Genomic DNA, 14,268 nt, shown 5'->3' with positions numbered 1-14,268 from the left:
CCATAAAAATCTCTCCATTAATTTTATTGTCAGCAAACATGAGCCACTTTTAACCCGCACCGGTCCGGTCCGCACTCCCCATAAAGTACCGCTGCACGAACCCGCGCAGCACTCGACCAGTCCAAGTTGTTAGTGCGAAGATTGCTCTGACCAGATTCACCATCTGTTAAATAGATACCCTTCATGATGCTGATCAGCACTGTATCTATGTTTTGCGAACCTCCTCGCTCTCCCATTATCTCAGGAATAGTGTATGGATCAGTTGCTCACATGTGTTGTGGTCAATCGCCTGATCACTTTTAATTACTCTGCATACCCACTCTGATCATGCTGCATTCTCCCCCCATTACTGAGTTGATGGGAGAGCGATGCCTGTTCCAATACTCTAACTCTGATCATGCTGTATTCTCCCCCATTACTGAGTTGATGGGAGTGCGATGCCTGTTCGATTACTCTAACTCTGATCATGCTGCATTGTCCCCCCCATTACTGAGTTGATGGGAGAGCGATGCCTATTCCGATACACTGCTACTGATTATGCGACATTTTGCATGGTTGGATATCCCGTTTCGGCAGACAGATAGACAGACAGACGGACTGACACCTGGTAATGCAGCTTGTCTTCTGGTCCTCCGCACCCTGCCCCACGGCCAGCGCGCTACCAATTAGCTATGCGCTCCCGCCACCTCGCGGCGCGCTAGGGACTTTCACCTATTCGTACGAAGAGCTGCCAACGCACAAAGGACCGTCCCCAGCAGGAGACAGTCCTCTAATCGTTACCCAAATCATGTGTGTCCGACTTATTCGTAAACCTTGACGCCGTCGACAGTGACAATGCTGCGGAACTCCTTCAGCAAGTGAGTCGTGATCGGACCCGCTTGACCGGAGCCGATCGTGCGGCCATCCACCTCACGAACAGCGATAACCTCAGCCGCCGTCCCCGTGAAGAACACTTCATCCGCCACATATACGTCATGCAGCGTGAATGGCTCTTCCTTCAGCGCATAGCCGTGCTTCCGACACAGATCCATAATTGCCGCCCGCGTAATGCCTTCCAGAGCGCCGACATAACAAGGGGGAGTGAACACAGTGCCGTTCTTAATTATGAAGATATTGTCGCTGGAGCCCTCCGCTACGTACCCTTGCGAATTGAGCATGATCGCTTCTCCCACGCCCGCAAGATTCGCCTGGATTTTCACCAGAATGTTGTTCAGGTAGTTCAACGACTTGATCTTCGGATTGAGCGCATCAGGGATGTTGCGACGCTGCGATACAGAGACGGACACGAGACCATTCTTGTAAGCCTCCTCCGGATATATCGCCAGCTGCTCCACGATAATGATCACCCATGCCTGCGGACAACGCTTCGGATCAAGCCCCAGATTGCCCGGCCCGCGGGATACGATGAGACGGATATAGCCGTCTTGCAGCTCATTGCGGCGAATCGTCTCTACAAGCGCTTCCTGCATCTCATCCAGCGTCAACGGCATGTCCAGCATAATCGACTTTGCGGAATCATACAGTCTGTCCAGATGCTCCTTGCACTTGAAGATATTGCCGTCATAAATACGGATACCTTCGAAAATACCGTCGCCATACAGAAAGCCATGATCATATACAGATACTGTAGCTTCTTCTTTCGTTACGAATTCTCCATTCAGATAAATCCATTGCTGTGCCATACCTACGCCCACACCTCCGAATGATATACCCCTTTATTATAACAGCTGTTGATAAGAAAAGCTCGGATAACAACCCAAAATGCGAATTTGGCAGCCAATCGCTTCAATTTCCTGCAGTGCGGCAGGCAGCAGTACGGTATCCAGCGACATCTCAATCTCGATATAGAAATAGTAGTTGCCCAGCTTCTTCTTCGTCGGCCGTGATTCGATCCGCGAAAGATTGATCCGCCGCCAAGCGAATGCAGAGAGCACCTGATGAAGCGCCCCGGGATAATCCTCCGGCAGCGTAATCAGGATACTTGTCTTGATCCGCTCCGACTGCCGCGCCGTGTAACGCTCCGGCCCAACAAGCATAAAGCGGGTATAGTTGTTGTCGTGATCGGTTATCCCTTTCGCCAGCACGTCCAGCCCATTGTTCACCGCCGCTCTTCCCGTGCCGATCGCCACAATGCCTTCGCCGGGATGCTCCTTCACATACCGGACCGCCTCCGCCGTGCTGCCGGTATGCTCCTTCTCCGCATGCGGTATATAGGTGCGCAAGAACTGATGGCATTGCGCCATGGCGACGGGATGGCTGATTACTTTCCGTATGCAGGAATAATCGAAGCTGCCATTCCCGTCTTCCAGTTCGTCATGGCGGCCGATCAAATTCTGAATAGAGGGGTACACCCACTCCGCCTGCATCGGCAGATCCACTTCATGGACGATCCAGTCCATATGCAGGTTCACGGAACCTTCTATCGTATTCTCGATGGGAATGACGCTATAATGACAGTCGCCTCTCTCCGTTGCCTGGAACACGTCAGCGATGAGCCGATGATGCTCCCACTCCACTTCCTTGTCTCCGAAAAACTGCTTGGCTGCCTCGTCAGATACGGAACCTGCCGGCAACAACGCGATTCTTTTCATGCCTTGACTTCTCCTTTGACGACATCCAGCAGTGATTGCCATGATGGTTGATAGCTGCCGCTCTCAGGCGCGACCTCGTCGACGACGGTAATCTCCGGTCCGGCAGAGCATGGCGCCAGCCACATCGTCTCCGCCGCAATCCCTTCCTTCTGCAATGTCCGCTGCAGGAAGCTCTCCAGCGCCGCCTTCTCGCTGCCGGCGGCGTCCACGAATGCGATGAGCGTGGGCCCGGCCCCGCTAAGCGCCGCGCCAAGCGCGCCGTACTCGGCGGCGCGCTCCAATATCTCCGTCATGCCGGGGATGAGCGCCGCCCGATAGGGCTGGTGCAGCCGGTCCCGCATCGCATGACGGATAAGACCGAGCTCGCCGCTGGCCAGTGCGGCGACGAGCAGCGAGCTGCGGCCGACGTTGAACACGGCGTCGGCCATGCTTACCCCGGAAGGCAGCGCATGCCTCGCCTTCTCCGTGGACAGCTGGAACGCTGGGATGGCCACCAGCGTCTCCAGCTGGGATGGCGGCTCCAGGCGCACATGTTGCGCCGTCTCGCCGTCCCAGGCGGCGACGATAATGCCGCCGAATAGCGAAGCTCCGACATTGTCGGGATGCCCCTCCAGCGCCGTCGCCATCTGGAACAGCCGGTCCCTGCTCAGCGGCTCCCCGATCAGCGCATTGGCCGCCGCCAGCGCTCCGATAATCGCCGTCGCACTGCTGCCCAGACCACGCGTCAGCGGAATCTCGCTGTACATCGCGATTTCAAGCTCCGGCACGCTGACGCCTGCCTCGAGGAATACCATCTGGGCCACTTTGTACACCAGATTGGATTTATCCCGGGGCAACTCGTCCTTGCCTTCGCCATGCAGATGGAACACCGTCTCATCGGACTGCTTCATCTCGATCCACGTATAGAGCGACAATGCCATTCCGAGCGAATCGAATCCCGGTCCCAGATTAGCCGTGCTCGCCGGCACCTTGACGATCACTTTACGACCTTGCGCATTCATCCCGTTCATTAGCCTTCAACCCTATATACGCTCTTCACGTTGAAGATGACGTCCAGTTCCTCGAACGCTTTCAGCACCTTGCCGACAGATGCCTTACTGGCATCATGAGTAATGATGATGATCTCCGCCGCCGGATTGGCCGGATTCGGCTGCTGCAGCACCGCGTCCAGGCTGACCTCGTACTTCGCGAATATTTGCGTAATTTGCGCCAATACGCCCGCGCGGTCCGCTACATGGAGAAGCATGAAGTACTTCGAGGAAATCTGCTCATCCGTCTTCAGCTTCTTCTCCTTGTACGCAACTGCACTGTTCTTGCCGTTCACTCCCAGATTCAGGTTCTTCACGACGGCTACCAGATCCGCGACGACGGACGTCGCCGTAGGCAGCTCCCCTGCGCCGGGACCGTAGAACATCGTCTCGCCCACAGCTTCGCCATACACGTAGACCGCATTGAAGACTCCGTTCACGGATGCGATAGGGTGGGTGTTCTTCACCATCGTAGGCTGTACGCTAATGCTGATCAGATCGTCCTGGCGCTCGGCAATACCAAGCAGCTTAACCTCATAGCCCAGACGCTTCGCGTACAGAATATCCTCCTTCGTCACCTTCGATATGCCCTCGGTGGACACATCCGACAGGTCGACGTTGGCGCGGAAGCCGAGCGTCGCCAGAATCGTCATCTTGCGGGCGGCATCCAGCCCCTCTACATCGGAGGTCGGATCGGATTCCGCATAACCGAGCTCTTGCGCTTCCTTCAGCACATCGGCGTAAGCGGCTCCCTCCTGGCTCATCTTCGTCATAATGTAATTCGTCGTTCCGTTCACGATGCCCATAATCTTCGTAATGCGATCGGACGAGAAGCCTTCGATCAGCGTGCGGATAATGGGAATGCCTCCTGCTACGCTCGCCTCATACATGACATCACAGCCATGCGCCTTCGCCATCTCCAGCAACTCGGGGCCGTGCAGCGCCATCAAGTCCTTGTTGGCTGTCACGATATGCTTGCCCAGCGACAGTGCTTCCAGCAAGTATTCCTTCGTCTGCTGCACACCGCCCATCACTTCTACAATCACGTCGACGGCAGGGTCCTTGATCACTTCCCAAGGATCTTCCGTTAGCTTGTCGGGCGATACATTAATATCGCGCTCCTTGCTCTTGTTCTGCACCAATATCTTCTCAATAACGATCGGCGATCCTGAACTGTTCTGCAGGTCCTCCTGATGACCTTCTACCAGACGAACTACACCTGTGCCTACCGTTCCAAGCCCTAATAATCCTATCTTCACCGGTTTCATCTCTGCTTCATCCATCCTCTCTCATCCTCTGTTAGCCCTGCCCGATGACGATTGCCTTCCTGACGCCCGGCTGGCTGCCAAGCAGCGATATCAGCTCGGACAGCTCTCTGGTCACTTGCGATATATCCACGGATACAACGACGTTGGCATAGCCTTGCAGCGGTATGCTCTGATTCATCGTCAGGACGTTGCCTTCCAGACTGGCCATTAGTGCCAGCACGTTCGACAATACGCCGGAGCGATGCTCCAAGTCCATCGCGATCGTCACAATTCTCTCCCGACCGATTTCATTCAGAGCGAATACGCCATCCTTGTATTTGTAAAATGCGCTTCGGCTCAGCCCCGCCCGCTCCACAGCTTCATGAACGGTGGCCACCTCGCCTCTGTCCAGCATTTCCTTCACTTGAATCGTCTTCATCATCGCTTCAGGCAACAGCTCTTCTCGAACGACATAATAGCGCTCAGCCACATTCGTCCTCCCCAAAAAGACAATTGTTCTTCTATAGTGGACATTATAACCTTTGCGAGACATTACGGCAATAGGCTGCTCGAAAAAAAAGACGACAGCTGTCGTCTATAGGATTAATCGTACGGATTATAATCGGTGCCTTCAAAAAATTCAAAGGAATAGTCTTCGATGCGAACGACGTCGCCGTCCTTGGCGCCCCGCTTCCGGAGCGCGTCGTCCACGCCCATCTTCCGAAGCATACGGGCGAAGCGCATGACGGCATCGTACGAATTCAGATTGAATCGCTTCATATAACGCTTGATCTCCTCGCTCTCCACGACGTACTCCTCATTGTCGCGACGAATCGTGAAGTCCGCTTCCTTCTTGCTCTCGAACGTATAGACCTTGCGCTCCTCGACTTCCTTCACTTCTTCCACTTCTACGGTATCCGCCGTCTCATCCAGCACGTCCGCAGCCTTGTACAGCAGCTCCTGTATGCCTTGCTTCGTCAAGGATGAGATTGGCATGATCGTATAGTTCTGATAGCCTTCCTCCTGCAGCTGCTCCCGGAACAGCTCCAGCTGGTCGGCCGCATCAGGCATGTCCATCTTGCCCGCGGCGATGATCTGCGGCCGATCCGCAAGCTTCGCATTGTACAGCTTCAGCTCTTCATTGATCTTCTTCCAATCGTCGAAGGGATCGCGTCCTTCCGAGCCGCTCATGTCCACGACATGGACAATCACCCGTGTCCGCTCCACATGGCGCAGGAATTCATGACCCAGTCCTACGCCTTCATGCGCGCCTTCGATCAGACCGGGAAGATCCGCCATGACGAAGCTGCGGCCATCCCCTACATCCACCACGCCCAGATTGGGCGACAGCGTCGTGAAGTGGTAAGCGCCAATCTTCGGCTTCGCGCCGGATACTACCGACAGCAGCGTAGACTTGCCCACACTCGGGAAGCCCACCAGCCCTACGTCGGCCATCACCTTCAGTTCCAGCACAACCCACCGCTCTTCGCCTTCTTCGCCATTCTCCGCGATATAAGGTGCCGGATTCGTCGGCGTAGCGAACCGGCAATTGCCGCGTCCGCCGCGTCCCCCCTTGGCGACAATAACCTTCTGACCGTGACGCGTCATATCTGCGATCGTCTCACCGGTATCGTCATCTACGATGACCGTGCCCGGCGGAATGCGGACGATCGTGTCATCCGCGCTGGCGCCATGCATGCTTTTGACCTTCCCGCGTTCTCCGCGCTGCGCCTTGAAGTGCTTCTGATAGCGGAAGTCCATCAGCGTGCGCAAGCCTTCGTCCACCTGGAATACCAGATCGCCGCCATTGCCGCCGTCGCCGCCCGCAGGGCCGCCATTCTCCACGTACTTCTCACGGCGGAAGGATACGATGCCGTCTCCCCCGTCGCCGCCTTTCACAAATATTTTCGCTTTATCGACAAACATGTCTTGCCTCCGTTCAGGCGCGCATCTCCGCCCGAAGCAGCATACTTGTCACAGTATGCTCTTTGCCTACAGGCTTCATGGGTGCGCCCATCAACTGCTGTTGTATTTTTTGCTTCCATTGCTGTTCATTGATCAGTTCGCCTTCATAATAGAAAGCCGCATACAATGCAGCATCGTCGTGACTGAGTTCCACCCTCAGCATGCTTGGCGCCTCGTAGCCCGTCTTGGCTGCGAAGCGATATGCGTTGATCGTCTCCATAATCGTATGTGCGACACCTTCCTCATCCAGCGCCATATCCCTCAGATTAAGGCCTTCCTGAATGACTACTTCAAGGGTTAAGGAATTGGTCAGCGTTCGGAACGACTGGATATAGCTGACGAGCGATGGAACGCCGAGCTTGGCGACCGCGCTTTCGCCGATCATTCTCTCTCTTATCTTCTCCACATATTGTATGCTCTTATCCAGCTTATCCAGCCTTATGTAGCCATAAAGCACCTGAAGATCGTTCATCCAGTCATGCCGGTGATGATTAAGCGTACGGATGCCTGCATGTTGCATCGCATGGACAGTTCTGCTCATCCGATCCTGGCAGTTCATTCTCTCCGCCTTGATCCACAATGCGGATACAGCGATAAGCCAGGCAATTAAGACGGCTACGATCCATAGCCTTCCCGGCCACATTAGCGCAGCGCTAACCGGCAGCAGAAGGGATGTCGCCGCAACATACTTGAGTGATGCTAAGCGTCCCATTGCACGAACCCTACCTTCGTCTAATTTCCTAGCTTATCCAGTATAACATGCCGGGTCTGCCCGGTCATTACCAAAAAACGAAAAGCCCCGGACCAAGCGTTGTCGGCCGAGGCTTTTCCTATGTGCATTATACTTCCACTGCTGCGGCTACAGGAGCCTGTTCAACCGGGTATACGCTCACTTTCTTGCGCTCGCGTCCCCAACGCTCGAATTTCACTACGCCGTCCACTTTCGCGTACAGCGTGTCGTCCTTGCCGATGCCTACGTTCGTTCCGGGATGGATCTTCGTTCCGCGCTGGCGATACAGAATGCTGCCGCCGGATACGATTTGACCGTCCGCACGCTTAGCGCCAAGGCGCTTGGATTGGGAGTCGCGTCCGTTCTTCGTGGAACCTACGCCCTTCTTGGAAGCGAACAACTGAAGATTCAGTTTCAACATGAGATGTTCCTCCTTCCGATAGTTACTTATGCCGCACCGTGGCAGGAAGCTTACAGCTTCTCTTCGCGGATAGCGACATACTTGCCGTATGATTGAACGATGGTATCCAGCATCACAAGCATGGATTCAAGAAGCAGCTGCACCTTGCCGTCGAGATCGGCATCCGGAAGCTCCGGAATTTCCGAGGACAGCCAGCCGTTCTGCATCTGTGCCGGAAGCTGAACCCCCGCCAAAGTTTCAATCGCGTTGACAGTGCCTACCGATACGGCCGACACTCCTGCACATACAATATCCTTGCCGGGCTTTGCATACTTGGCATGTCCCGTAATGGCGAACGATACGATGCGTCTTTGCTCGCCGCTTCTCACGATGCTAACGTTTATCATCGGAACAATCCTCTTACGCCTGGATTTTCTCGATCGTTACTTTCGTGTAAGGCTGACGATGACCTTGCTTGCGACGGTAGTTCTTTTTCGCCTTGTACTTGTAAACGATGATCTTCTGGCCTTTGCCGTGCTTCTCCACTTTGCCAGTGACGCTAGCGCCGGACACAACAGGGGAACCTGCCACCAGACCGTCCTTGCCGGATACAGCCAGCACGCGGTCGAAAGTAACGCTTTCGCCTTCGCCGCCTTCAAGCTTCTCGATGTAGATCACATCGCCCTCTTGAACTTTGTATTGCTTGCCGCCAGTTTCAATAATTGCGAACATATTCGGTGCACCTCCTTATTCTACGAAGACTCGCCTAATTCAGGTGGCGGTATGAGCCGCGCTTTGTCTACCCGATCCGAGCGGTACCGGCACATGTCTCATGTCAACATGAGAAACATACACCAAAACAGTTTATCATATATAATAGCCTATGGCAAGATAATTTACTAGAGCGGCCGCCGCGGCGCGCCAATCAGTTCTCTGACGCTGCTGCTCCGCGCTTTCTTGCGGGTCAACTCCATCAAGCCGAGCCGGGTCCAGCCGACGACCGTGCACTTGGCGGCATCCTTGCGCGCCTCCTGCACCATGCTTTGAAAGATGCTCTGCCTGTTCGACTCCCGCTCCATGTCGATGAAATCGACAATGACAATGCCGCCCGTATCCCTGATTCTGAGCAATCGCAGTATAAGTGTCGCAGCTTCCGTATTGGTCCGGAACACGGTGTCCTCCAGGCTAGCCGTACCGGTGTAGCCTCCCGTATTCACATCGATGACCGTCAGCGCCTCGGTCTCCTCCCATATGAGGTAGCCGCCGCTGTCCAGCGGTATCCGACGAGCGAATGCCTCTTCGAGCTGCTGCCAGACGCCATAATGCTGAAGCAGTCCGCCCCGCGTCCGATACAGCCTAAGCCGCTCTCTTCGGGACGGCGCAATCGTGCCGAGCATTGCAGCAATCTCCTCCAGCTTGTCGGACCTGTCCGCCCATATTTCATCCAGGTCCATCGTGAAATAATCGCGTACACCCCGCTGCAGCAAGCCGTCTTCGGCATGGAGCAGCGCCGGTGCAGCTGCCGTCTCGTTCGCGGCCAATATCGCTAACCACAGCTTGCGCAGCCGCTTCGCATCGCCGCTCAGCGCCTCTTGCTCCGCACCGGACGCAGCCGTGCGCATAACGATGCCTTCTTCACCGGTCCGCAGCGATTCGCCGATTTCTTTCAGCCGTTCCCGCTCCGCATCGTCGTCAATTTTTTTGGAGACGGCCACATAATCTGCAGACGGCATATACGCAAGCCAGCGTCCCGCCAGGTTGAAGTGCGTCGTCACACGGGCTCCCTTACCGCGAATGGGGTCTTTCACGACTTGCACCATAAGCTCCTCCCCGGGGCGGACGGTATCCGCAATGGAAGGTTTATGGCCGGGCTGCTTGTCCAGATTGGGATGGAGCAGATCATTGATATACAGGAAGGCGTTTTTGGCCAGACCGATATCGATGAAGGCCGCCTCCATGCCGGGCAGCACGTTGACGACCTTGCCCCGGTATATGTTGCCGACAAGGCTTGCGCTATGGCTGGTCTCCAGATGAAAATCGATTAGCTTGCCATCCTGCAGAACAGCGGTTTGTATTCTGTCGCCGTCCACTTGCACAAGCATTTGCTTCATTAACGTTCCTCCCGATCCTCTTTCCTACTATTCTAACGCAAAAGCTCCGACACTGCACGACCTGGATTCTCGCCGGACAAGCACCCCGCTACAATCGCCTCTTCAGCCAGCACCCTCAATTCCTTCGCAGCGGGCTCCAACACATACACCAGATGATATCTCTCCCGATTGAAGCGGCGTGCCACGGACAGCACGGATTGTCCTCCTTGCACGATCAACGGGCTGGCTTCCCTGCCCAGTTCCGTTAAGCGTCTCGCAAGCCGTTCCCGCTGCACCAGGAACCGATAGAATAGAAATGGAACATGCCTCATGTACGTCCAATTCGACGCGATCAGAAAAACGCCAATAATAAACAGGTTGAGCTGGACGCCTTCTCCGTGCAGCAGGACGGGCAATAAAGCGGACAGCGTCATCGCGCCGCTAAGCGTCAAGCTGATTCTGGCGGTCCACAGCAGCGCTTGGTAGTAATGAAGAAAATAACTTAACAGAGACTGCATCAGCTTGCCTCCGTCCAGCGGATGAATCGGCAGCAGATTGAATGAACCGATAATGACATTGGCCATCATTACATATTGGGCCCATTCAGCATCCCAAATGCCAAACGCGCCACAGCCCCAGGCAGCGGCCGCCATCCAGACGTTCTGCAGCGGGCCGGCAATGGCGACAATTGCATCTTCCTTGGCGCTTGCACCGCCCGCCTCCTCGACTTCGGCGACTCCGCCGAACGGCAGAAGCTTCACTTCCTTGACAGTCCATCCCAGGCTTCTCGCCACCAGAACATGTCCCATCTCATGAACGAGCACGATGATGAATAGCGTAATCAACTCCGCGAAGTAGCCCGTTACGGCGGAGGCCACCATGATCAGTACGAATAACGGATGGATGGACCAGCGAATGCCGCGCCATTTAATCAAGAGGAATCACACCTACGGGATCAACATACTGATTGTCTTGCTTGATGGCGAAATAGAGCGGGCTGTGGCCTTCTTCCGGTGCCTCTCTCAAAACGCCGATGACGTCCCCCGCTTCGACCCAATCGTCCACCTTTACATCACTGCTCCCCAGCTTGCCGTATATGGTCATTCGGCTGCCGGCGTGCTGCAGCAGCACGCTGTCTCCAGCTCGTGACACCATGACCACTCTCCCGCGCTCCGCGGCTACAACCTGTGCCCCGGAATCGCCGGCGAGCTCGATCCCGTTGAGCAGTTCGGCGAACGTGCGCAGCAGCACGCCGCCTTCCAACGGCGAGACGACCGTCGTCTTCATCTTCCCGTCTACACCGATTGCCTCATTATTGCTGTCCTTGAATATAGGGATGAAGGAAGGCGCACCCGCGAACACGCTTTTGTACCAGCCGGCGACCGCCGCGAAGTCTATCTCCTCCGTCAGCGCTTCCTTTACCACCGTCTGCGCCTTCACGGTCCAGGGATGCTGCCATTGGAAGATTCCCCACACTGCAATGAACAGCACGATTGCAATGGCGAACTTTCGTACAAGCTGCTTTCGAAAGTGATGACCTCTCTGCGGATATGGCGGTTCAGGCTCGTAATGGTCTCGCAGTCCGACGCTTCTCCCCTGCGTTCCGCCTCTGTCAGAGTACTCCCCCCATCTCTCCCATGGATTTGGATTCCGCTTCCATTCCAATTCGGGATCGACGAGCCTCGCCCCGCTATGCGACGTGCCGGTCCGTCCCTCCGATTCTTCGAACGATTGCCGTTCGCGCTTGCCGCCTTGTGCCTGATCGAACAGCATCCTGTTTTTTTCCTTGCTCGCATAGCCAGTCGCACTCATGCCGATCGGCTTGTGAATCGCGTCTTCCTCCCGGTAGAAGGCTCCATTATGCGAGATTCGTTCCCAGTCCGGCTCATCGGGCCTTTCCGCTTCCACCCGTGCCGTCCGGTCGGCGTATTGGCGGGTTAAGCTTTCTATCTTGTGCTGACGGCGTTTCTTCACATCGTCTCTTGTTCCCATATCCTCGTCCTCCCTCTTCGTTATATGCCGTATGTTCCTTACAGAATAGTTACAACATATGTATGAAGAAGCCGGGACAAGTATGCGAGATGCCTGGACGAACGGTGCACTTCCTTGCATCAATAGTAAAGAGGCGGTGTCGGGAATTCCATACCCGCACCGCCTCTTTCATGCTTCCCTATATTTTGCTAATCCGCCACCAGCTCATATACTTCCTGATGTGCTTTAATGCTTAGCACAAGTCCGATAGACAGCATATTGAGCAGCAGCGACGTGCCGCCATAGCTGACGAAGGGCAGTGTAATGCCCGTAATCGGCATTAAGCCGATCATCATGCCGATGTTCTGGAACACTTGGAAGACGAACATCGACACAATGCCGATAATGATATAGGATGCCCGGCGGTCGTAGCACTTGAATGCAATCATAATCATTCGGTATATAAGCAGGAAGTACAGCATGAGCAATATCGCCGAACCCTGGAATCCGAACTCCTCGCCGATGACGACGAATATGGAATCGGAATACGTATAGGGAATAAATCCGCCATTTTTCATGTCTCCCTGAAGGAAGCCATCGCCGCTCAGTCCGCCCGAGCCAATCGCAATCATCGCATTTTCCGATTGATGGCGTGCGTCGGCGCTGGCTTCGTTCGGATTAATGAACGTATTGATTCGGTCGTACCAATGTGTTTTTTCCGCATTATCCAAGTAGTTGTAGATCTGCTCATTGAACATGTTGAACAGCATGACGAACAATACAAGTCCCGCCACGAGAGCGGTAATTCCGATCAATACATGGGTATACTTCACATTGCCAATCCATAGCATGCCGACCACGATGACCAGGTAGATGATCGCATTGCCGAGATCCGGCTGAATCATAACGAGCAGGAACGGCAAGAAAGCGAACGCGCCGATCGGCAGCAAATCCTGCGAGAAATTCAGCTTGTCGCCTTGCCGCTTACCCATCAAGTAGGCTATTCCGATAATAAGAATGATTTTGACGATTTCCGCAGGCTGGAAGGAGAAAGCGCCCAGTCTGAACCAGCCTTTCGCCCCATTAACGATGCCGCCGAAGAAATAGACCGCGATTAGCAAGGCGATTCCAACGCCGTACATGACATGCCAGAGCTTCAGCACAATACGATAGTCGAACAATACAGATACAATGGCAACTCCAAATCCCAATCCGTAGAACATCAGCTGCTTCACTACACTGCCGCTGTACTTGGGTGTAAACGCTGTTGCGCTGTGAATGGCTACGACACTGACGGCCATTAGCAGACCCAGGATTAGGAGTATGCCCCAGTCCAGCTTCTTCAGTTTATTCAGCACGAAGCCATCATCCTATTCCAAAAAACTTGCGGAACCGCTTGAAGGCACCAACCTTCTCGTCCAGCACCATTAGCGGAACCATATCTCCTAAAATGCGCCGCGCAATATTCCGATAGGCGATAGCCGCACGCGATGCCGGATTCATCACCGTCGGCTCGCCGTTATTGGCGGCGGAGATCACTTTCTCATCATCCGGCACAATGCCAACGAGGTCAATCGACAGCACTTGGCATATTTCATCCACATCCAGCATCTCGCCGTTCTTGACCATTTTCTGACGTATACGGTTAATAACCAGCTTGGATGGAATCTTCTCCCCCTCCAGAAGGCCGATAACACGGTCGGCGTCCCGTACGGCGGCATTCTCCGGCGTCGTCACGACGATGGCGTGATCCGCACCGGCAATGGCGTTGCGGAACCCGTGCTCGATGCCTGCAGGGCAGTCGATCAGAACATAGTCATGCTCATTTTTCAGCTCCTGCACAATCTTCCGGATCTGTTCAGGCTTTACCGCATCCTTATCCTTCGTCTGAGCGGCCGGCAGCATGTAGAGCTCCTCGAAGCGCTTATCCTTCACAAGCGCCTGATTCAGCCTGCAGCGTCCCTCCGTTACGTCGATCAGATCGTAGATGATCCGATTTTCCAGGCCCATCACGACATCGAGATTGCGAAGCCCGATATCCGTATCGACCAGGCATACCTTCTTTCCAAGCAAGGCAAGAGCCGTTCCGATATTGGCCGTTGTCGTCGTTTTGCCGACGCCTCCTTTGCCCGAAGTTACTACAATCGCTTCTCCCATACTCTACACCCCTTTAAATATCCCCACAAAGTGGGGCTTCTCTTCGAAGCTTACCCAGGTACTTTGCGGGGACCCCGAAACTGATCAAC

Annotated in this window: 15 protein-coding genes and 1 other annotated feature; all 15 genes read right to left on the bottom strand. The window is 54.8% G+C overall.

Going from position 1 to position 14,268, the window contains the following annotated elements; genetic code table 11:
- Nucleotides 1-800: 800 nt before the first annotated feature.
- Nucleotides 801-1,682 carry a branched-chain-amino-acid transaminase gene (gene ilvE, locus M6D81_RS20530; protein ID WP_262678886.1) on the bottom strand — a complete coding sequence of 294 codons (882 nt, stop codon included), beginning with the start codon at nt 1,680-1,682 and terminating at the stop codon, nt 801-803.
- A 36-nt stretch (nt 1,683-1,718) separates the two neighbouring features.
- Nucleotides 1,719-2,591: a prephenate dehydratase gene (pheA, locus tag M6D81_RS20525; protein ID WP_262678885.1), complete on the bottom strand. Its 873-nt coding sequence runs from the start codon at nt 2,589-2,591 to the stop codon at nt 1,719-1,721.
- On the bottom strand, nt 2,588-3,592 hold the full coding sequence (thrB, locus tag M6D81_RS20520; RefSeq protein WP_262678928.1) for a homoserine kinase: 1,005 nt from the start codon (nt 3,590-3,592) through the stop codon (nt 2,588-2,590). The genes pheA and thrB overlap by 4 nt, the downstream gene beginning before the upstream one ends.
- Before the next feature lie 8 nt (nt 3,593-3,600).
- Nucleotides 3,601-4,887, bottom strand: coding sequence for a homoserine dehydrogenase (locus M6D81_RS20515; protein WP_262678927.1), 1,287 nt, complete (start codon nt 4,885-4,887; stop codon nt 3,601-3,603).
- 31 nt (nt 4,888-4,918) lie between these two features.
- Complete coding sequence (locus M6D81_RS20510) at nt 4,919-5,356, bottom strand: ACT domain-containing protein (RefSeq protein WP_262678884.1); 438 nt, start codon at nt 5,354-5,356, stop codon at nt 4,919-4,921.
- Between the two features lie 113 nt (nt 5,357-5,469).
- Nucleotides 5,470-6,792: a GTPase ObgE gene (gene obgE, locus M6D81_RS20505; RefSeq protein WP_262678883.1), complete on the bottom strand. Its 1,323-nt coding sequence runs from the start codon at nt 6,790-6,792 to the stop codon at nt 5,470-5,472.
- A gap of 13 nt (nt 6,793-6,805) precedes the next feature.
- A complete protein-coding gene (locus M6D81_RS20500) occupies nt 6,806-7,543 on the bottom strand; it encodes a Spo0B domain-containing protein (RefSeq protein WP_262678882.1) in 738 nt (245 codons plus the stop codon).
- A 127-nt stretch (nt 7,544-7,670) separates the two neighbouring features.
- A complete protein-coding gene (gene rpmA, locus M6D81_RS20495) occupies nt 7,671-7,982 on the bottom strand; it encodes a 50S ribosomal protein L27 (RefSeq protein WP_262678881.1) in 312 nt (103 codons plus the stop codon).
- A 50-nt stretch (nt 7,983-8,032) separates the two neighbouring features.
- Nucleotides 8,033-8,368: a ribosomal-processing cysteine protease Prp gene (locus M6D81_RS20490; RefSeq protein WP_262678880.1), complete on the bottom strand. Its 336-nt coding sequence runs from the start codon at nt 8,366-8,368 to the stop codon at nt 8,033-8,035.
- A gap of 13 nt (nt 8,369-8,381) precedes the next feature.
- Complete coding sequence (gene rplU, locus M6D81_RS20485; RefSeq protein ID WP_262678879.1) at nt 8,382-8,693, bottom strand: 50S ribosomal protein L21; 312 nt, start codon at nt 8,691-8,693, stop codon at nt 8,382-8,384.
- Nucleotides 8,694-8,709: 16 nt separating this feature from the next.
- Nucleotides 8,710-8,786, bottom strand: a sequence feature (ribosomal protein L21 leader region).
- Nucleotides 8,787-8,860: 74 nt separating this feature from the next.
- Nucleotides 8,861-10,072, bottom strand: a complete 1,212-nt coding sequence (locus tag M6D81_RS20480) for an Rne/Rng family ribonuclease (protein ID WP_262678878.1) — start codon at nt 10,070-10,072, stop codon at nt 8,861-8,863.
- A gap of 32 nt (nt 10,073-10,104) precedes the next feature.
- Nucleotides 10,105-10,986 carry a M50 family metallopeptidase gene (locus tag M6D81_RS20475; protein ID WP_262678877.1) on the bottom strand — a complete coding sequence of 294 codons (882 nt, stop codon included), beginning with the start codon at nt 10,984-10,986 and terminating at the stop codon, nt 10,105-10,107.
- Nucleotides 10,979-12,043: a M23 family metallopeptidase gene (locus M6D81_RS20470; protein WP_262678876.1), complete on the bottom strand. Its 1,065-nt coding sequence runs from the start codon at nt 12,041-12,043 to the stop codon at nt 10,979-10,981. The genes M6D81_RS20475 and M6D81_RS20470 overlap by 8 nt, the downstream gene beginning before the upstream one ends.
- A gap of 188 nt (nt 12,044-12,231) precedes the next feature.
- Nucleotides 12,232-13,380 carry an FtsW/RodA/SpoVE family cell cycle protein gene (locus tag M6D81_RS20465; RefSeq protein WP_262678875.1) on the bottom strand — a complete coding sequence of 383 codons (1,149 nt, stop codon included), beginning with the start codon at nt 13,378-13,380 and terminating at the stop codon, nt 12,232-12,234.
- Nucleotides 13,381-13,387: 7 nt separating this feature from the next.
- Nucleotides 13,388-14,179, bottom strand: a complete 792-nt coding sequence (gene minD / locus M6D81_RS20460) for a septum site-determining protein MinD (protein WP_262678874.1) — start codon at nt 14,177-14,179, stop codon at nt 13,388-13,390.
- Nucleotides 14,180-14,268: the final 89 nt, after the last annotated feature.

Source organism: Paenibacillus sp. J5C2022, from assembly GCF_025567625.1.
GTDB lineage: Bacteria > Bacillota > Bacilli > Paenibacillales > Paenibacillaceae > Pristimantibacillus.
This window is presented reverse-complemented; position numbering and strand designations above follow the sequence as displayed.